Annotated in this window: 16 protein-coding genes and 2 pseudogenes; 7 read left to right on the forward strand and 11 right to left on the reverse strand. The window is 58.3% G+C overall.

The genetic code is table 11. The annotated features are described in order from the left end of the window. Nucleotides 1–97: 97 nt before the first annotated feature. Nucleotides 98–2,779: a DEAD/DEAH box helicase gene (locus ACQRAQ_RS05690; protein WP_427794204.1), complete on the forward strand. Its 2,682-nt coding sequence runs from the start codon at nt 98–100 to the stop codon at nt 2,777–2,779. A 79-nt stretch (nt 2,780–2,858) separates the two neighbouring features. Here ACQRAQ_RS05690 and ACQRAQ_RS05695 read toward each other — a convergent pair whose 3' ends face one another. The 6 genes and pseudogenes from ACQRAQ_RS05695 to ACQRAQ_RS05720 all read right to left on the reverse strand — a co-directional run. After that, nucleotides 2,859–4,616: a DUF2130 domain-containing protein gene (locus tag ACQRAQ_RS05695; protein ID WP_427794205.1), complete on the reverse strand. Its 1,758-nt coding sequence runs from the start codon at nt 4,614–4,616 to the stop codon at nt 2,859–2,861. Between the two features lie 150 nt (nt 4,617–4,766). After that, the gene (locus ACQRAQ_RS05700) at nt 4,767–5,327 is read right to left on the reverse strand and encodes a metallophosphoesterase (protein WP_427794206.1); all 561 of its coding nucleotides are present in this window, start codon (nt 5,325–5,327) and stop codon (nt 4,767–4,769) included. A 51-nt stretch (nt 5,328–5,378) separates the two neighbouring features. Next, entirely contained in the window at nt 5,379–5,558 is a 180-nt protein-coding gene (locus tag ACQRAQ_RS05705) for a hypothetical protein (protein ID WP_154517096.1), read from the reverse strand. A gap of 18 nt (nt 5,559–5,576) precedes the next feature. Beyond that, nucleotides 5,577–5,903: an HIRAN domain-containing protein gene (locus ACQRAQ_RS05710; protein ID WP_117655201.1), complete on the reverse strand. Its 327-nt coding sequence runs from the start codon at nt 5,901–5,903 to the stop codon at nt 5,577–5,579. A gap of 123 nt (nt 5,904–6,026) precedes the next feature. Beyond that, nucleotides 6,027–7,406, reverse strand: coding sequence for an aldehyde dehydrogenase (locus ACQRAQ_RS05715; protein WP_427794207.1), 1,380 nt, complete (start codon nt 7,404–7,406; stop codon nt 6,027–6,029). An 8-nt stretch (nt 7,407–7,414) separates the two neighbouring features. Further along, nucleotides 7,415–7,960: pseudogene (locus ACQRAQ_RS05720) on the reverse strand (iron-containing alcohol dehydrogenase); the annotation flags it as partial. 374 nt (nt 7,961–8,334) lie between these two features. Between ACQRAQ_RS05720 and ACQRAQ_RS05725 the strand changes: the two are divergent. Next, nucleotides 8,335–8,895 (forward strand): ferritin family protein, encoded by a 561-nt coding sequence (locus ACQRAQ_RS05725; protein ID WP_154517090.1) that lies wholly within the window; start codon nt 8,335–8,337, stop codon nt 8,893–8,895. A 250-nt stretch (nt 8,896–9,145) separates the two neighbouring features. Here ACQRAQ_RS05725 and ACQRAQ_RS05730 read toward each other — a convergent pair whose 3' ends face one another. Beyond that, nucleotides 9,146–10,018, reverse strand: a complete 873-nt coding sequence (locus tag ACQRAQ_RS05730) for a hypothetical protein (protein ID WP_427794208.1) — start codon at nt 10,016–10,018, stop codon at nt 9,146–9,148. 546 nt (nt 10,019–10,564) lie between these two features. After that, a complete protein-coding gene (locus ACQRAQ_RS05735; protein ID WP_427794209.1) occupies nt 10,565–11,995 on the reverse strand; it encodes a PLP-dependent aminotransferase family protein in 1,431 nt (476 codons plus the stop codon). A 145-nt stretch (nt 11,996–12,140) separates the two neighbouring features. Between ACQRAQ_RS05735 and pdxS the strand changes: the two genes are divergently transcribed. Beyond that, complete coding sequence (gene pdxS / locus ACQRAQ_RS05740; RefSeq protein WP_154517081.1) at nt 12,141–13,031, forward strand: pyridoxal 5'-phosphate synthase lyase subunit PdxS; 891 nt, start codon at nt 12,141–12,143, stop codon at nt 13,029–13,031. A gap of 20 nt (nt 13,032–13,051) precedes the next feature. Continuing rightward, complete coding sequence (gene pdxT / locus ACQRAQ_RS05745; protein WP_427794210.1) at nt 13,052–13,639, forward strand: pyridoxal 5'-phosphate synthase glutaminase subunit PdxT; 588 nt, start codon at nt 13,052–13,054, stop codon at nt 13,637–13,639. 417 nt (nt 13,640–14,056) lie between these two features. Here pdxT and ACQRAQ_RS05750 read toward each other — a convergent pair whose 3' ends face one another. Continuing rightward, a complete protein-coding gene (locus ACQRAQ_RS05750) occupies nt 14,057–14,956 on the reverse strand; it encodes a hypothetical protein (RefSeq protein WP_427794211.1) in 900 nt (299 codons plus the stop codon). A 214-nt stretch (nt 14,957–15,170) separates the two neighbouring features. On the opposite strand from ACQRAQ_RS05750, the gene ACQRAQ_RS05755 reads away from it, so the two are divergent. Next, nucleotides 15,171–15,581 carry a peptide deformylase gene (locus tag ACQRAQ_RS05755; RefSeq protein ID WP_427794212.1) on the forward strand — a complete coding sequence of 137 codons (411 nt, stop codon included), beginning with the start codon at nt 15,171–15,173 and terminating at the stop codon, nt 15,579–15,581. Nucleotides 15,582–15,807: 226 nt separating this feature from the next. On the opposite strand, the gene ACQRAQ_RS05760 is transcribed toward ACQRAQ_RS05755, so the two are convergent. Both ACQRAQ_RS05760 and ACQRAQ_RS05765 read right to left on the reverse strand, forming a co-directional pair. Further along, a complete protein-coding gene (locus tag ACQRAQ_RS05760) occupies nt 15,808–17,289 on the reverse strand; it encodes an aminotransferase class I/II-fold pyridoxal phosphate-dependent enzyme (RefSeq protein ID WP_427747912.1) in 1,482 nt (493 codons plus the stop codon). A gap of 202 nt (nt 17,290–17,491) precedes the next feature. Then, entirely contained in the window at nt 17,492–18,349 is an 858-nt protein-coding gene (locus ACQRAQ_RS05765) for a LysR family transcriptional regulator (protein WP_370450624.1), read from the reverse strand. Between the two features lie 118 nt (nt 18,350–18,467). On the opposite strand from ACQRAQ_RS05765, the gene ACQRAQ_RS05770 reads away from it, so the two are divergent. Together ACQRAQ_RS05770 and ACQRAQ_RS05775 are read left to right on the forward strand one after the other, a co-directional pair. Beyond that, nucleotides 18,468–19,379 (forward strand): DMT family transporter, encoded by a 912-nt coding sequence (locus ACQRAQ_RS05770; protein ID WP_427719773.1) that lies wholly within the window; start codon nt 18,468–18,470, stop codon nt 19,377–19,379. Between the two features lie 267 nt (nt 19,380–19,646). Further along, a pseudogene (locus tag ACQRAQ_RS05775) lies at nt 19,647–19,846 on the forward strand (KUP/HAK/KT family potassium transporter); the annotation flags it as partial.

Below are 19,846 nucleotides of genomic sequence, written 5' to 3' on the forward strand. Positions count from 1 at the left end.
GCAGAACGCCCATTTCCTGCATTTTCTTGCCTGCGAACGCATCGATGCGACGCTACGCCATAATAGTTGGCGGACAATCGCGAGAGAAAGCAAACACATGGCACAGACCACGACAGATACCGCCACCAGCACCGTCTCCGGTGCCGGCGCCGCCAGCTCGTTCTCGGGCGGCACGGGAACCGAAGCCGAGTTTGGCTCGCTCGGCGCGCTCTCTCCCACCTGGTGGGAGCCCGAGGACGGCAGCGAGCCCGAACCATGGCTCACGCCCGATCAGGCCTTCGAACGCTTCTTTGAATGGACGAGCGACCGTGGCATTGAGCTGTGGGATCACCAAGAAGAGGCCCTCATGGACCTGGCCGCCGGCGATCACGTCATTTTAGGCACACCGACCGGATCGGGTAAATCGCTCGTCGCGCTGGGCATGCTCTTTATGGGCATGGCTCAGGGCAAGCGCTGCTATTACACGGCCCCCATCAAAGCCCTGGTCAGCGAGAAGTTCTTCGACCTGGTACAGGTACTCGGCCGCGATAACGTCGGCATGATCACCGGCGATACGCATATCAATACCAAGGCGCCCGTCATCTGCTGCACGGCCGAAATCCTTGCCAACGATGCGCTGCGCGAGGGCGAGGGCGCCGACGTGGGCTGCGTCGCCATGGACGAGTTCCACTACTTTGCCGACCCCGACCGCGGCTGGGCCTGGCAGGTACCGCTGCTCACCCTGCCCCACACGCAGTTTATGCTCATGAGCGCCACGCTCGGCGATGTCACCGCCATCGCCGCCTCGCTCGAGGAGCACACCGGCGCTGCTTGCGACTTGGTTGTCGATGCCCCGCGTCCTGTTCCGCTGAGCTACGACTATGTGACGACCTCCCTCGAGGGCACGGTCGAGCTCGCCATGCGCCGTGGCGAGGCCCCGCTCTATATCGTGCACTTTAGCCAGGATGCCGCCCTTGCGACGGCACAGTCGCTCGCCAATTTTGGCATCGCCAGCAAGGAGCAGCGCGAAGCCATCAAAGAAGCGGCAAAGGGAACGAGCTTCTCCACGGCCTTTGGCAAGATTCTCAAGCGCCTGCTTGGATGCGGCGTCGGCGTGCACCATGCTGGCATGTTGCCGCGCTATCGCCTGCTGGTCGAGCGCTTGGCGCAGCAGGGCCTGCTGCCCGTCATTTGCGGCACCGACACACTCGGCGTCGGCATCAACGTGCCCATCCACACCGTGATCCTCACTGCGCTCACCAAGTTCGATGGTTACAAGATGCGTCGTCTGCGCGCCCGCGAGTTCCATCAAATTGCCGGTCGCGCCGGTCGCTCGGGCTTCGATACCGAGGGCATGGTGATCGCCGAGGCACCCGAGCACGAGATCGAGAATGCCAAGCTTATGGCCAAGGCGGGCGACGACCCCAAAAAACTCCGTAAGATTAAAAAGAAAAAGGCCCCCGAGGGCTTTGTCTCATGGAACAAGCAAACTTTTGAGCGCCTGATCGAGACGCAACCCGAAACACTCAAGCCACGCCTGCGCATCACGCACTCTATGGTGATTAGTGTGGTCGAGCAGGGCGGCAATGCCCGAGCCCGCGTACATGACCTCATCGAGACAAGCCTGCAGACCCCCGAAGAGAAGGCCAAGCTTGAGGTTCGCGCCGACGAGATCTTCGCCACGCTCATCGACTCCGGCGTCGTCGTGCGCACCGAGGTGCCGCCCGCACCCGACGCTCCGGCTGACGCCGCGCCGGATATCGACTACGCGCTGACGGTCGACCTGCCCGAGGACTTTGCGCTCGACCAGCCGCTCTCGCCGTTTTTGCTTGCCGCGCTGGAGCTGCTCGACCCCGAAAGTGAGACCTATACCATGGACCTCATCTCGATGGTCGAGGCCACGCTCGAGGACCCCAAGCAGGTATTGCGTGCACAGGAGCGCGCCGCACGCGATCGCGCTATGGCCGAGATGAAGGCCGACGGCATCGAGTATGAGGAACGCTTGGAGCGCATTCAAGACGTCACGTACGAAAAGCCGCTCGAGGATTTGCTCGACGCCGCTTTTGACAAGTACTGCCAGGAAGTGCCCTGGGCAAACGACTACCAGCTCTCTCCCAAGAGTGTCCTGCGCGATATGCTGGAAAGCGCGAGCGATTTTAAGGGTTACATTCAAAAGCTCGGCATCGCCCGCTCCGAGGGCATTTTGCTTCGCTACCTGGCAGAGGCCTACCGTTCGCTCGACCGCACCGTACCCATCGAGAAGCGCGACGAGCGCCTGCGCGACATTATCTCGTGGCTGGGCTTTGTGGTGCGCTCGGTGGACTCGAGCCTGGTGGACGAGTGGGAGAACGCCGGCAACCCGGCAGCCCTCGATGCCGCGCCGCCACAGGGCATCGACGAGGTCGTGGCGGACCGCCGCGGCTGCACGCTGCTGGTGCGCAATGCGCTCTTCCGCCGCGTGACCCTTGCCGCCCGTGAGCACGTTCGCGACCTAGGCGAGCTCGACGACGACTGGGGCATGAGCGAGATCCGCTGGCAAAAGGCCCTCGATGCCTACCATGAGCAGCACGAGGAAATCCTCACCGACGGAGACGCCCGCAGCGCCGCGATGTTTTCCATCGATGAGTCCGACGAGAAAACCGCGCACGTATGGCACGTGCACCAGATCTTTGCCGACGAGGACGGCGATCACGACTTTGGCATCATGGGCGATGTCGATCTGGACGCCACGCAAGACGGCGGTGAAGTCATCTTCAAAAACTACCGCGTCGGCTTTATCGAAGACCTGCTCGAGGACTAGTCGAACATATTGGAACGAAACGAAGCGGGGCCGTTGGCAATATCGCCAGCGGCCCCGTTTTTGCACTATACGCTATGCCTTACTCGGTATCCTCGACCTCATACGAATCCGCCTCGGCTGGCTCATCGTTTGTCTCTGGCGCAGCCCCGCGCGCCTCGTCAAACGCCGCCTTCATGGTCTTGTTGCCCCACGTGAGCTTGCGAATGGTAAGATCGTCGGCCTTCTTGTTGGCTAGGCGCAGATTGTTCTCGGAGGACAGCAATGCCTCCTTGGTTTTCTGCAGATGGCTAATCGTCTTGTCAATCTCATCGATTGCCGTTTGGAACTTGCGGCTCGCGATCTCGTAGTTGCGACCGAAATCATTCTTGAACTTCTCCATCTTGGCTTCGAAGTTCGTGACGTCGATATTCTGCTGTTTGTACTCCGCTAGCTCCTGCTTATAGCGCAGTGAGCCCATGGCGGCGTTGCGAAGGAGCGTGATCATGGGAATGAAAAACTGCGGGCGAATCACGTACATCTTCTCGTAGCGATAGCTCACGTCGACTATCCCTACGTTATAGAGCTCGCTCTCGGGCTCAAGCAGCGTGCAGAGCACCGCGTACTCACAGCCTTTCTGGCGACGATCGTGATCGAGTTTCTTAAAGAAGTCCTCGTTTTTATGCTTGGTCGCGGTCTCATCGTTTTCGTTTTTCATCTCGAACATAATCGAAATGACCTCGTTGCCGCTCGCGTCGCACTCGCGGAAGATAAAGTCGCCCTTGGTACCCTCGGACGCATCGTTATCCTTCTCGAAGTACGCGTTGGGAAATGCCGTCATGCGCAGACGGTTAAACTCGGTCTCGCAGTGCTGCTCGAGCGACTCGCCCACCATCTTGGTGGACAGACGGACCTTCATGTCCTTAAGGCGCTCGATCTCTTCATCCTTGTAGCGAATCAGGTCATCGCTCGCGCGCTTGGCCTGCGCAAGCTCGAGCTCGTGTGCCGCCTTGGCCTGTTCCTCGCGAGAATCGCGCACCGCCAGCTCGCTCGTCAGTTTGGCACGCGCCTCATCGCGCTCTCGCTCCGCCGCGGCGACCGCCTTCGACAGCTCCATTTTTGCAGAAAGTTCTTGCTCACGAAGCTGTGCACGAAGGCCCTCGGCCTCGCGCTCAGACTGAGCCTTTGCGGCGGAAAACTTCTCTTGTACCTTCGCACGATAGTCAGCAAGCGCGCGTTCGGCCTCGCTGCGAGCGGCATCGAGCTCACGCTGCGACTCTGCCGCGGCAGCGGCAAGCGCCATCTCCTGGGCCTTGTCCGCAGCGGCAAGCCTGGCCTGCAGCTCGGCAATCTGAGCATCACGTGCAGCTAAATCGTTTTGAGCGGCATTGCGCGCCGCCGACTCGACGAGCTTGGCTTCGTCATCTTTGCGCTCCAGCTGCGCACGCAAATTGTCGATCTCGCGCTGGAGTTCGGCATTCTCCTTTTGAGCGTTGGCTCGTGCCTCTACCGCCGCGCGCTGGCTTGCACTCTCGCGCTCTGCGGCAGCGCCCTCGAGCTTGGCGCGCAGCTCGGCGAGCTCAGCATCGCGCTTGGCAACCTCTTGTGCCAGCTGTTGAGCTGCAGCGTTCTTCTGCTCGGTAAGCTGAGCGTTGCGCTGGGACTCTGCCTCTTGCAAGGCAGCCATCGAACGCGAGCGCTCAAGCTCCAGCGCTTGCTCGCCCTCGCGCTGGACCGCCTTCACACGCTCATCCAGGTCGCGCGAAAACTCGGCATTGCGCACTTGCTTGACGATATCCGCATAGCCGGATGCATCGACCTTAAATACTTCGCCACAATGCGGGCACTTGATCTCGTTCATAGCAGCTCCTCGCTGGACGCAAATTTCAACCGCCTACACTCTACCGCGCCGCACGGACAAAAAAGGCGCCGCCGCCATAATGGCAACGGCGCCAGAACCGCCACAAAGGTGCCCGTCCCCTTTGTGGCGTTTTGTGTGACGGTTCGAGAATTACAATCCAAAGAAGCCTAGGATTTGGTCACGGCTTACGGGCTTGTACTCGTTGGCATCGAGGCCGACATCGTAGCGAAAGATAGGACGTTCGCGATCGCGGTTGCGCGTATTGGTGCGGTCTCCCCTGCTGTGGATATGCCCGTGCAGCATGATGGCGCCACGTGCCTTGCCATTCCAGCTGAGCATGGGGTAGTGGCTCATAACCAGACGATGACCCTTGGCATAGCCGGGGGCAATCTCCAGGTAATCACGCACGTCTTCCCAAATCTGCGGCACGTCGGGATCTTCCCAGTCGCCGTCATGGTTACCACGGATGAGCGTCACGTTCTGGCATTCAATGCGTTTACGCAGGCGCTCCGCCTCCGCCAGGGGCAAACGATAGGTAAAGTCACCCAGAATATAGAGGCGGTCATCCGCAGCCACGCACTCATTGATGGCATCGATGACCTTGCGGTTCATCTCCTCAACCGAGCCAAACGGTCGGTCCATGTCGTGCAAGATATTCGTGTCGCCCAGGTGCAGGTCGGCGGTAAACCACATCATCGTCTCAGTCCTCATTTCGCAACGCGTCCAACTCGTGCTAAGTATACAGACGCAGCGATGCGGCAGTTACCCAAAGAGCCCGCCAAACAGTCCGCGACGGCGCTTGTCTTTCTTTTTCGACGCATCACCCTGAGTTTTCTTGTCCTGTCGCATCTTACGGTCCTGCTCCAGCTCATCGTCGTCGAGTAGCATATCCCACTCAAACGAATCGTCCGTCAGATCGAACAGGTCATCGTCATCAAACATGGCAGCCTCCCTTACCGATTAGCGGGCATCCACCACATAGAGGCCAACGCGCACCTGGTGCCACGGGCTACGCTCGGGGGCAACCTGCTGCACGCGGGCCTCAAATACGTCCTCATGGCCGTAATACATCATCAAGGACAGCGGACCGACCTCGTTTCCCGGAACATAGCCAAGCTTGGTGTTGCCGTAGTAGATCGCAACCGCCTCGGGATCATGGGGATTATCGCGCTCGGCGCACAGCGTCAGTTTATCGCCCGCTTTAAGATCGCCCAGGACCAAAGCGCCGTCGGCATACTGAAATCCCGCAATGTGAAACGACAGAAGAACACGTGAAGGCTCGTACATGGCAACTCCCCTAACGGCCGGATAAAACGGCGTTTAACCTTATTGAGAAGTCTACGGGTCCGTGCGGACACAAATTCATCCTGCCTGCGTCTTTTCGACCGTTTGTCCCTACGCCATCTGATTTTAATGCACAAACATGCGCACGAATTTGTGCTTCCAGTTTGCGTAAGGGGCATAGCGAAATGGCACGTCCAGCCACGTTGCCTTGTTCACGATGCTCTTCTTGTGGCTAAACGTATCGAAGCTCTCGCGTCCATGGTACTGCCCCATACCGCTCGCTCCCATGCCGCCAAAGCCCATATGGCTCGTAGCCAGATGCATGATCGTGTCGTTGACGCAACCGCCACCAAAGGGCACGTAACGCACAAAGCGCTGCTGAACCTCACGGTCCTGGCTAAAGATATACAGGGCCAGCGGCGTCGGACGATCCGTAATAAACGTCTCGGCCTCGTCTAGGCTCTCAAACGTCAGCACCGGCAAGATGGGACCGAAAATCTCCTCCTGCATCACGGCGTCATCGGGGGCCACGCCGTCCAAAATTGTCGGCTCAATCTTGAGCGAAGTCTCGCGCGCAGCACCTCCAAGCACGACCTTATCGGAATCGATTAGCCCATGCACCCGCGCAAAATGCTTGGCATTGACGATATGCCCGTAATCCTCGTTGTCGAGCGGATGCTCGCCAAACATACGGCGCGCCTCTTCCTTGATGAGGCCCAGCAACTCGTCATGCACACGCGTATCGACCAGCAGGTAGTCGGGCGCCACACAGGTCTGCCCCACGTTGAGCCATTTACCAAAGGCGATACGCCGTGCCGCAACCTTCAAGTTTGCCGTCGCATCCACGATGCAGGGACTCTTTCCACCCAGTTCAAGCGTCACGGGCGTAAGGTTTTTACTTGCGCGCTCCATGACGAGCTTGCCGACCGGAACGCTACCGGTAAAGAAGATCTTGTCCCAGCACTCATCGAGCAGCGCTTCGTTCTCGGCGCGCCCGCCCTCGACAACTGTCACCAGGCACGAATCAAATGCCTCTTCGCAGATCTGCTTGAGCACCGCACTCGATGCCGGAGCATAGGCGCTCGGCTTGATGACCACAGTATTGCCCGCGGCAAGGGCGCCGGCGAGCGGCTCGAGCGTTAGCAAAAACGGGTAGTTCCACGGGGCCATGATGAGCGTGACGCCATAGGGCACGGCTTGCGTTTTGCACACACTCACGGCGTTGGCAAGGTCGCACGGACGCAGGCGCGGACGACTCCATCGAGCCACATGCGCGATCTGATGACGAATCTCGGAAAGCGACGTGCCGATCTCGCACATATACGCCTCGTCATGCGACTTTCCCAAATCGGTCTTGAGCGCATGGGCAATATCGGCCTCGTGGGCCCGCACCGCATCGCGTAAACTCACGAGCGCACGACGTCGAGCATCGACATCAAACGTGGCATGCGTCTTAAAGTAGACGCGCTGGTCTCCGACGATGCGCGCAATTTCCTCGGTGTTCATGGACCCTCCTAGTTCTCGCCCTCAAACATACCACCCGCGACGACCTCGTACATGCGCATCAGCTCCAAACGGTCCATCAAAAGTGGAACGGGGTACAGCGGATTGGCCTCGACATCGGCATGCGCCGCCGTCTCGGGAATGTCAGAGCGGCGAATGCCCGTCACATATTTGGGAATGTCCAAGGCGGCGTTCATTCGATCGACCCAATCGATAAAGGCCTCGACGGCATGCGTCAGGGCGTCCATGCCCGTCTGCCCCGTAATGGAGGCGAGCAGACCGCGCGTAAACTCGGGGTCGTGCACCGCAAAGCGCGGGATAAGCACAAAGTCGTTAATGGGGTACTTGTAGTGCGTCTCGTCATCGGTGATAACCGCCGCGAGCGTAACTTCGCTTCCCGTACCGGCGGTAGTGGGAACCGCAATAAGCAGCGGCAGGAGACGGTGGACGCGCAGCAGACCGCGCATCTTGTTGATGGGCTTGTTTGGCTGTGCGATGCGTGCTCCCACGTCCTTGGCACAGTCCATGGCCGAGCCACCGCCAAAGCCGATAATGGCCTGGCAGGCGCTCTCTCAGCATGCTCCAGAATGCGTGGCTCGGTATAGGGCAGCACCGGCAATGCGATGCGAAAACCGTTTGATACGTTCGGCACCAGGCGCAGTGGGCTAGATGCATAAAGGAAACTCCCTCATTTGTTGATTGGTCAACATTTGCTCGACCGATTCTACTCATCGGAGCTCGCAGGCGGCCCGCCAATCGTTAATCAATCAACATCTTCATATCTCAAAATTGTTTTATCAAAAATCATTCCTAATAGGCTTCACATTTTGTTGCATTTATGGATAATAGAACTCGTCAAGACGCACGTCCGGAGAGGGCCCTTACGGGATCGGACAAGCGCCCCATCGCCATCCATCGAAAGGATCGAATCATGAAATTTGTTTGCCCCGTTTGCGGTTATGTGGAAGAGTTCGACGGCGACCAGCTGCCCGAGGATTTTAAGTGCCCCCAGTGCGGCGTTCCCGGTTCTCGTTTCCTGAAGCAGGAGGAGGGCAAGCTCGAGTGGGCTGCCGAGCACGTCGTGGGCGTCGCCAAGATGGAGGGCGTCTCCGAGGACATCGTTGCCGACCTGCGCGCCAACTTTGAGGGCGAGTGCTCTGAGGTCGGTATGTACCTGGCCATGGCTCGCGTCGCCCATCGCGAGGGCTATCCCGAGATCGGCCTATACTGGGAGAAGGCTGCCCACGAGGAGGCCGAGCACGCCGCCAAGTTCGCCGAGCTCCTGGGCGAGGTCGTGACCGACTCCACCAAGAAGAACCTCGAGATGCGCGTTGAGGCCGAGAACGGCGCCACCGCCGGCAAGACCGATCTTGCCAAGCGTGCCAAGGCCGCTGGCCTCGATGCCATCCACGATACCGTGCACGAGATGGCTCGCGACGAGGCCCGCCACGGCAAGGCTTTCGCCGGCCTGCTCAAGCGCTACTTTGGCTAAGCCAACCGCCTGAGAGATAATCTCTAACTTTAAAGGGCCCGAACCGCATGGTTCGGGCCTTTTTTCGTGTCTCATAAACTCGTTAACGCCCTGAAATAGGGCCACTTTCGGCATCGACTTCTCGTCAAAAACTAAGTGAGTAGACTTTTTGGAACTTGCCGAGCAGACCATCCATATTGCTCTATAAAGCCGCAGGTAAATGACTTGTTGCAAAACGGCCTGGTCGCCATCACGCCAAAAGTCTACTCACTTAGATCCGCGCCGTCCACGATCGAGCTGTTTTGTGTCCAATGGACATCTTTCCGTCGATTACTCCCAATTTTGTCCAGTCAACGAATAGTTCAGAACGGAGTAATGCCTCAGCCCTTTGCTCATCCGAGCTTTTATAGCGATATTCAACATCGAGCATCCTGCATACGGCCTTAACGATCGCACGGAATCTATCCTCATCGGATATCTGTCCGTGTGTCAGGAGAAGCACGTCGTAGCCCATGGCTTGAAGCGCCGTCATGCGGTCAGCGTCACGCAAGCCATCCCCCGCGCGCCCGTGCGAGGCCTTTCCCTGACATTCAATGGCCACCTGCCGCCTCCCGTCCGGCGAGGAAAGAAGTAGATCGATATATACGCGGGTCTTTCCTACAATCGCTCGAGCACTTGTGCTTAGCACCACTTTGACATTGAGCTCTATGCCGCAAAACCCTTCACCTCCCAGGGCTCGCGGCAGTCCAAGCAACAAATACGCCTCGACCTCAAAAGGCGAGGCGGCACCCAATGGAACGAGATGCGATACCGCCATAAATCGATTGCCGTAACGCATCCCGCAAACATCTGAACAAAAACGGTCGAGGTCCCCATCCAAAACCAAAGCGTCGCGACGCCATAAATTTGAGGCGGTGCCGCCCTCGGACGGGTAGCGCACCCAACCCAACGTTGTCGAAATCGTACCCGAATCAATTGCACGCGAAAGCTCCACCTCAAGTGCCGCCGGCAGGGCGCATACCGCAAACAAGCCGCACATCTCCGCCAATACCAGCAGAAGTTGGAGATCCGTCAGATGTCGAGACATGATAAATGCCGTCAGTAGAGGAGACGTGACCAAAAATCCATGCTCCGTTTCCAGCACGGATTCCCTGGGGAGTTCACCAAGAAACAGCCGCTGCCTAATGTTGGCAGGGCAAGTCCGTTTGTTTCTCGTCCGAACCAATGTATACAACGGAAAACCGAGCGCGACCGCAGCCGTCGGGTTGCGGACGAGGTCATATCGCTGCCGGTCTTCATCCGGCCGCGGAAGCGGAGGACACAAAGCGCGGACTTGAGGGGGCAAACGCCAGTACCTAAAAGCCGATATGTCACAAAGTAGATCCTTCATAAGCACAGGAAAGCACGAATTTCAACCCAGTCGGTCTCTCATTGGCGCGAACGCACCAAAAATGGAGCCGAACGAACTGCAAAGTTTTCAACAGCCCCCCCAACTGGCCAAAATCTTACCGAGAACTGGACGAAGCCCTGTTGAAAACCCCATTTTTTTTCTCATGCGGAAGCTTTGCGCGGCAAGTGAGTAGACTTTTTGGGACATCCCGAGCAAACCGATGATCCCACTTCTCAAAACCACAGGTAGATAGCTTGTTACAAAACTGTCTGGTCGCCAAAGTGCTAAAAGTCTACTCACTTAGGTTACAGAGTGCCCCATTAGCTGCGATTCCAGGGTATTAAGCACCTCCGGACTCAGGTCGTCATACTGGACAAGAATTTGAGTTGAGTTTTCAGGGACAGATGCGCCATCGGCACACCAATAACAGTTACTGATATCGATAAAAGGGATGCTCGAGCGCGTGAGGGCCTGCGCAAAAGAGCTTCCGCCCGTTCCCCGCTCCGCAACCACGGTGCAGTAAAGGCCTGCGTCTGCATGCTCGATCGAAACCTCTCCTACTGGAAACGCATTCCGTACAAGCGCCGCCAGGCCATCACGCGCCTCACGAGCACGAACGCGCACGCGGTTCACATGTCGCTCGTAATCACCCGATTCCAGCAAACGAGCCAAAGCGACCTGGTCGACAGAGCTCACCGACGAGGCGTAGAAACCAAGGTTGCACCTAAACCGCTCCATCAGCTCATCGGGCAACACCATGTACGCTAGACGCAACGCCGATGAAAGGCTCTTCGAAAACGTGTTGGTGTAGATAACCGATTGAGCGGCATCGATCGAAGCAAGCGCGGGAATCGGCTTGCCGGCCAGACGAAACTCGCAATCAAAGTCATCTTCGATGAGATATCTACCTGGTCGCTCGGCGGCCCAGCTCAGCAGCGCATAGCGACGCGCAATGCTCGTCACAAGGCCGGTCGGATACTGATGGGACGGCATCAGGTGAAGGACATCGGTCCCAGTTTTCTGCAGAGCGCTCAAGTCTACGCCCTCATCATCCAACGGGATATGTCGAACTTTGCAACCCATAGCCTGATAGATGCGCGTCAGGCGCAAATAGCCCGGGTCCTCAACGGCATACACTTTGTCGGCGCCAAGCAACTGAACCAACATGGTATCGAGCAGCTGGGCGCCCGCACCGATAACAACGTTGTTGGGGTCGACATTCATGCCCCTTGTCCCGCGCAGATGGTGGGCAATTGCGCGTCGTAGCCGAGTGGTGCCCTGTGCCGGCGCGGTCGAAAAGATTTCGCGCTCGTCTTCGGATGCCAGCGTCGCCCGCAGCGCGCTTTGCCAAAGCCGCGCCGCCTCCAAAGCAGAAGGAGAAAGTGCATCGAATCGCTCGACCTGTCCGTTGACATCATGCGCGCCGGAACCCGCAGAGACGGCATCCCGGTCGATGCCCTCTGCAGCCAAAGCCAAAACCGGTGCATCCGGAAGCTTGCAAGCGTAGTAACCACGACGCGGCATTGAGCAAATATAGCCCTCGGCAAGTAACTGGCTATATGCATTCTCGATGGTAATGACACTGATTCTCAGATGATTGGCAAAGGCGCGCTTAGACGGAAGATGCTCCCCCGCCGCAATGCGTCCAGCAACGATATCATCTCGAATTTGCTGGTAAATATACTCATAGAGCGATGCTTCGCCGCGTTTTTCCAAATTGTAGTCAAGCATGAGTTTATCACCTGACCTTATTGAGTCATTCAATCTGGTATTAGTCTGGCCTTATTATTATCTCGAAAACTGAGTATTTCGCCATACCCAGCTCCCCGATAGGATGTTCCGTCAAGCAATGCACATGCCAACCAAGGGAGCAACCATGGCAGAACAGACCAGCAAGGCCGATCGCGTCAAACTCAATCGCGAGCTCGCGCAGATGCTCAAGGGCGGCGTCATCATGGACGTCACCACGCCCGAGCAGGCACGCATCGCCGAAGAGGCGGGCGCCTGCGCCGTCATGGCACTCGAGCGCATCCCGGCCGACATCCGTGCCGCAGGCGGCGTCTCACGCATGAGCGACCCCAAGATGATCAAGGGCATCCAAGAGGCCGTCTCCATCCCCGTTATGGCCAAGTGCCGCATCGGCCACATTGTCGAGGCGCAGGTCCTGCAGGCCATCGAGATCGATTACATCGACGAGTCCGAGGTTCTCTCCCCTGCCGACGACGTCTATCACATCGACAAGACCCAGTTTGACGTGCCGTTTGTCTGCGGCGCCCGCGATCTGGGCGAGGCGCTGCGCCGTGTTGCCGAGGGCGCCACGATGATTCGCACCAAGGGTGAGCCGGGTACGGGCGATGTCGTCCAGGCCGTGCGTCACATGCGCAAGATTCAAAAGCAGATCCGCGACGTTGTTGCCCTGCGCGATGACGAGCTCTTTGAGGCAGCCAAGCAACTGCAGGTTCCGGTCGAGCTGGTCCGCGAGGTCCATGCCACGGGCAAGCTTCCCGTCGTGAACTTTGCCGCCGGCGGCGTAGCGACCCCCGCCGACGCCGCGCTGATGATGCAGCTGGGCGCCGAGGGCGTCTTTGTGGGATCGGGCATCTTTAAGAGCGGCAACCCGGCCAAGCGCGCCGCCGCCATCGTCAAGGCCGTGGCAAACTTCACCGATGCCAAACTCATTGCCGAGCTTTCGGAGGACCTGGGCGAGGCCATGGTGGGCATCAACGCCGACGAGATCGAGATTATCATGGAAGAGCGCGGGCGCTAGTCCGGCAGAAAGGATCGCCCATGAGCGATTATGCAGACCAAACGGTCGCCGTGCTGGCGGTCCAAGGCGCTTTTGCCGAGCACGAAGCAAGACTATCCGAGCTGGGCGCACACTGTATTGAGCTGAGGCAGGCGGCCGATTTGCAGCAGAACTTTGACCGTCTGGTACTTCCCGGCGGCGAGTCCACCGTTCAGGGCAAGCTACTTGCCGAACTCGATATGCTCGAGGATCTTCGTACCCGCATTGTTGAAGGCATGCCTGTACTGGGAACTTGTGCCGGTCTGATTCTGTTGGCGCGCGACCTTGCCGCCCACGATGACAAGGGGACACCGCGCTTGGCAACCATGGATATACTCGTTGAGCGCAATGCCTATGGCAGGCAGCTCGGCAGTTTTCGCACCCAGGGGCAGGTAGGCGGTATCGACGGTGAAGTGCCGTTAACGTTTATCCGTGCACCCCGCATCGTCGAGGTGCACGGCAATGCCAAGGCCTTAGCGAAAGTCGACGGACGAATCATCGCCGCGCGCCAGGGCAACCAGCTCGGCGTAACCTTCCACCCCGAACTCGATGACGACACCCGCCTCCACGAGCTCTTCCTCCAAATGTAGGCAGAAAACAAACGAACGTGGATTTTCGGACGCATAGCAAATGAGAGTGGAAATCCCCCACTTTGAGCTTGGATGCAGGCTCAAACCGGGAGATTATCCACTCTCATGCTATGTAGTCGTTGGGGACGTTCTCAAACGACTAGTCAAACAAGAACGTCCCCAACGACTACATTGCGATAGACGGCCACGTTTGCCCAGATAATACCGACCAAAATAAACCTGTCCCTTTTTGGCAGGTTTGGATCAAGGCAACGCCGATGTTTTGGCAACGACAGCGAAAACCCGTACACGCGAGCAGGGTGCCTTGAAACGAGGCGGCATTGACCTTCTGGTCATGCCGCCGAAGTTGAAAGGCAGATTGCCGCTCTGGCGGGCTTGCAGCGTCGGCCCGTTACGGCGTTTGGTAAAACGCCGTAACTAAAAACGGTTGCCGCGGAAGCCACCGCCGTTGCGGCCGCCACGGTCGCCGCCTCGACCGCCGCGGTCGCCGCCACGGTTGCCGCCGAAGCCGCCACGGTTGCCACCGCGGTCGCCATAGCCACCACGGTTGCCGCCAAAGCCGCCGCGACCGCCACGATCGCCGCCACGGTCACCAAAGCCGCCACGGCCACCGCGACCACCACGGTCGCTGCCACGGCCACCGCGGTCGCCAAAGCCGCCGCGACCGCCACGGTCGCCGCCACGGCCACCACGGTCGTCACGGCCGCCGCGAGGACCGCGATCCTCGTCCAGACCCATGGCGACGAGCGGAGCGATAACCTTATCGAGCGCGGCCATCAGCTCGGTGGCCTCCTCGTAAGAAAGCTCGGGCAGGAGCTTCTCCTTCTTGTTGGCAAGCTCGACCAGGCCCTCAGCGGCATCCTCGGCAGCGAAGACGACGATCTTGCGCATATCGCCCTCGGCGTTGTCGATGCGGCCGACCAGATCGGCAGCCTCGGCCTCGGCCATCAGGCCATCGAGCTCACGAAGGCGCATGCCCAGCAGATCGGACATTTCCTTCTGCTCCATCTTGGGCTTGAGGTCAAGGAGCTTGATGGCGCGCTCGATGTTCGCCATACGCTCGGCCTTGGCCTCCTCCTCCTTGGAAATAGCAAAGCGACGGCTACGCAGCAGGCGGGCGGCCTTCTGCATCTTGTCCATCAGCTCTTCGTCATCGTAATCAACGGCGGCCTCGACAACCTCGGCCTCCTCCTCGGCGGAAACCTCGTCAGCAGCCTCAACCTCGGTAGCTTCGGTCTCCACGGTCTCGACTGCCTCGACCTCGGCAGCCATGGTCTCGTTCTCGGTCTCGTTCATGATCTCTTCGTTCTCGGACATGAGACTCCTTCTTGGCCCTCTCGGGCATCATCGCCCCATTCGCGGGGCCCGTCGCGCACTCTTTGCGCTTTAAACATTCATGCCTCTCGGCAAAACGTCCCTTAGTTTATGGTGTCGCCATCCAATCTAGCTGCAGAATCTATATGCACACATTAATGCGACATGTCGCGGTATCATGGCCTGAACCAAACGTGTCCACCTTAAGGAGCCCGCCATGATTAAGCCCATCATGAAATCCGAGTTCTTTTTGCGCCTGCCTTCCGAAGACGCAGGGCCCGACGATGCCGTAATCGGGCAGGACCTCCTGGATACGCTCCACGAGCATGAGCACGAGTGCGTGGGGCTCGCCGCCAACATGATCGGCGTGCGCAAACGCATCATCTGCGTAAAGGACGGCAACAGGACGCTCCTGATGTACAACCCTCAAATTCTTGAGCAGGTCAATGCCTATCAGACCAGCGAAGGATGCCTCTCGCTGATCGGCGAGCGTCCCTGCACCCGCTATCGTCGCATTAAGGTGGAGTATTTGGACGAGAACTTCGTCCACCGCATCACAAACTTCTCGGGCTACACCGCCGAGATCATCCAGCACGAAATCGACCACTGCAACGGCGTCGTTATATAGTTCCGCGAGTCAAGGAAAATGATCTGTTTTCCTCCGTCCCCTTTGGATCATGGTAACGACGCAGGCTGAGCACACGACAGCGAGCGAGCCGCATTTGCGCCAAGGTGACGTGAAATGAGAGGGCGCTGACCTTCTGGTCGCGCCCTCGAAATTGAACGTCAGATTGGCGTGAATGCGGCTCGCGTAGCGTCAAGCGGTCCGCCGTTCGGTAGAACGGCGGAACCAATTAGGACTGGCGGTAATGGTCAAAGAAATCGGCGAGGTCTTCGAGCGACTCTTTGAGCACTTCCATGCGCGGCAGGTACACGATGCGGAAGTGGTCGGGCTCAGCCCAGTTGAAGCCGCCGCCACGCGTGATGAGAATCTTCTTCTCGTGCAGCAGGTCGAGGGCAAACTGCTCGTCATCGGTGATGTTGAACTTTTTAACATCCATCTTGGGGAAGATATAAAACGCCGCACGCGGCTTGACCACCGAGATGCCGTCGATCTTGCTGAGCGCCTCATACACAAAGTTGCGCTGCTCGTAGACACGACCGCCGGGGCGGATGTAGTCGTTAACCGACTGATGGCCGCCAAGCGCCGTCTGGACGATCGACTGGGCCGGCACGTTGGAGCACAGGCGCATGTTGGAGAGCATGTTGATGCCCATGATGAAGTCGCTCATGCAGCGCTGGTTGCCCGAAAGCACCATCCAGCCAATGCGATAGCCCGCGATCATATGCGACTTGGACAGGCCGCTAAACGTAATGCAGGGCAGGTCGGGGGCGAGCGATGCAATGGAGACGTGCTCGTAGCCGTCCATGCACAGGCGGTCATAGATCTCGTCGGCAAAAATCATGAGCTGGTGCCTGCGCGCGATCTCAACGATGCCCTCGAGCACCTCGCGCGGATAGACAGAGCCCGTGGGGTTGTTGGGGTTGATGATGACGAGGGCCTTGGTCGCGCTCGTGATCTTGGACTCCATATCCTGCAGATCGGGATACCAATCGGCCTGCTCGTCACACAGATAGTGCACGGGATGTCCACCGGCAAGAGTTGCGCACGCCGTCCACAGCGGATAATCGGGGCTGGGAATCAGAATCTCGTCGCCATTGTCGAGCAGCGCGTTCATCGAAAGCTGAATGAGCTCGGACACGCCGTTGCCCGTGTAGATATGTTCCATCTGAACATTGGGCAGGCCCTTGATCTGCGAATACTGCATGATCGCCTTGCGCGCAGAGAACAGACCGCGCGAGTTGGAATAGCCTTCGCAGTCGGGCAGCTGCTGGCGCATGTCCTTAATGACCTCATCGGGCGTGCGGAAACCAAAGGGCGCCGGATTACCGATGTTGAGCTTGAGGATGCACTCGCCTTCGTCCTCCATACGGGCTGCCTCGTCGACAACGGGGCCGCGCACGTCATACAGAACGTTCTCGAGTTTGGTGGATTTAGAAAAAGTACGCATGGTGGTGCTCCTTGCAATTTGATCTGAGGGATGGGGTTCGGGCTTGGAAACGTTGTGGGTCGATGATGTCTCGCCTTGATCGGCGTCACCGGCGAGCAGCCAGGTAACATCGACCTCCAAAATGCGGGCGAGCAGCTCTGCCACATCGCGCCGCGGAATCGTCTTGCCGCTCACATATTGGCTCATCTGACTCTTGCCGAGTTTTTTGCCGAGCATCTCCGATGCGCGGATTACGTCCGACTGGCGAACGTCGCGATCGGACATAGCCTGTCGCAGGCGATCGCTAAACGTCTCTTGGGTCACAGGAACCTCCTTGCTGGCAAAGTTCAATTTATAGAACACGAATTGAACCAAGGTTCAATTTAGCAAGCAGTATAGCGCCGTGCTATTTCTAAAAGTTCAATTTCAAAAATAACATGACCCAAACCTCAAGATTTATCCCAAGGCGGTAACGACGTGCGCCCATTTAGAGGTATTCGAGAAAACGGGCGGCGGCAAGCGAAACATCGGCCGTTCGATATATGGCGTTGATCTGCCGATGGGGATGCCCTTCGAGCGGACGCACGGCAACATCGAACTGACAGCGGCGCATGATGAGCGCGGGAAGAATGCTCACACCCAGGCCGTCCTCGACCATAGCCATAATCGCATAGTCATCCCAGGTCGACAGTTTTGAGTGCACTGCCAGTCCCGCCCGACGAAACAGCGGCGTAATCTCGTCATCGGTGCCGCGTTCTAGCAGAATAAACTGCTCGTTGGCCAAGTCGGCAAGAGAGACGACCTCCGCCGTGGCAAACAACGAGCCTGACGGCACTACCGCCATTAACTCGTCACGCACCAAAGGCAGCGATGTCATGCCGTTTTCTCGGGGCTCACGAGGGATAAAGCCCAGATCGCAGCGACCCTCTGCCACCCATTGTTCAATCTCTGAATAGTCGCCCATCAGCAACTCGTAATCGACGTCTGGATGATCAGCACGAAAACGCGCAATCACCGGCGGCAGCACGTGGGTCGCCACGCTCGAAAACGTACCGATGCAGATTTTGCCGCGCATGAGCCCGCGCATCTCATCCACCCGTCGCTGCAAGCGAACGAATTCCTCGCAGAGCGCCTCGACAGCCGGCATGACCTGCCGCCCGTCGGCAGAAAGAGCAACACCTTCACGACTGCGGTCGAGTACCTTAAAGCCCCAATCGGCCTCAAGATCGGCCACCATGCGGCTCACGCCCGATTGCGAGTAGCTCAGGCGCTCGGCAGCACGCGTAAAGCTTCCAGCGCGCACGGTCTCCAGCAGCACCTGCATCTTTTGAATATTCGTTTCCACGACATGCCTCCACCTTTGCATGAGTTTTTGTCATGTTTTCCATGCATTATATTCGCTTTTCTTCTAAAGCCAGTTCACCCATAGTGAACATGCACAGATATAGAGGGGACGGCAGCGCATGAACAACGGATTGATTACGTATTTAGCAGCATTGTTGTTGTTTGGCTCCAACGGCATCATCGCTGCGGCCATCGCACTCCCGAGCTCCGATATCGTGCTGCTACGCACTTTTCTGGGAGCCCTTTCGCTTGTCGCCATCCTCGCCATTACCCAGCGCCATAAGCTGCAGGCGCCTTCTCGCCCCCGCGAAGCCGCAGCCCTCCTCCTCTCGGGAGCCGCGCTGGGCGCCAGCTGGATTTTTCTGTTCCGCGCTTATCAGACGATCGGCGTCGGCGTTTCTTCGCTGCTGTACTACTGCGGCCCCATCATCGTCATGGCCCTCTCGCCGTTTATCTTTGGCGAAAAACTAACCGGTGGCAAAATCGCCGGGTTTATCGCAGTCGCCTGCGGCGCTTTTCTCATTGCAGCGCAAGGTCTAGGCGGCAATATGCCCATTGCGGGCATCGTCTGCGGAATCGCCTCGGCCTTCTGTTATGCATTGATGGTCATCGCCAGCAAGGGCGCACCGCACATCGAAGGCCTCGAGAACTCCGCGCTCCAGGTGAGCGCCGCCTTTGTGACCGCGCTGGTCCTTACACTCGTCACCCAAGGCACCCCCTCATTCCTGTCCGCCAGTATCGCCGCAACCATCGATTGGCGCGCCGTCGCTATGCTCGGCATCGTCAACACCGGCATCGGTTGCCTGCTCTACTTTAGCGCCGTCGCCAAACTGCCCGTGCAGACCGTCGCTGTCGTCGGCTACCTCGAGCCGCTTTCGGCCGTCGTGTTCTCGTCCGCCCTTTTGGGCGAAGTCATAACACCGGTCCGCCTGATGGGCGCCGTGCTTATCATCGGCGGCGCGATCTTTTGCGAACTCGCCGGTAAACGCTCAGGCGCCAAGACCGGTATCGCTCAGGCAGCACGCGTCTAAAAGTTCCCTCTTCAGTTTCAAAGCAGGAGCGCGTCCGCAGTTATTACATTGCAGCAAAGCCATACAGCGGATGCGCCCCTGTTTTGAAATGCTACCTGCGTACATAAATAATCCCCAGATGGAGATTATTGTCAAAAATTACCCGATGCGCCAAACAGCTCTTGTATGTATAAAGACGGCATAAAAGTTATCTGTCCAAGACAGATAACCGGATGTCCAAGGGAGTCCACGTGGCGCACGCCAAACTGGAGGCAAACCTCCAAGACCAGCACGGTCAAGTACGTGGTAATCGCCATGAAGGCCGACAACCACAACGAGGGCGGCATCTTCGCCCTGTTTAGCCTGGTGCGCAAAGTGGCGCCGTGGCTGATCCTACCTGCCATGATCGGCGGCGCGGCGCTGCTCGCCAATAACTCCAGCTCGAAGTTCAGATCGAGGAAGCCGAGGAAATGGATGTCGATATCTTC

Origin of the sequence: Collinsella sp. SGI.178 (assembly GCF_050313495.1) — a bacterium.
Lineage (GTDB): Bacteria > Actinomycetota > Coriobacteriia > Coriobacteriales > Coriobacteriaceae > Collinsella.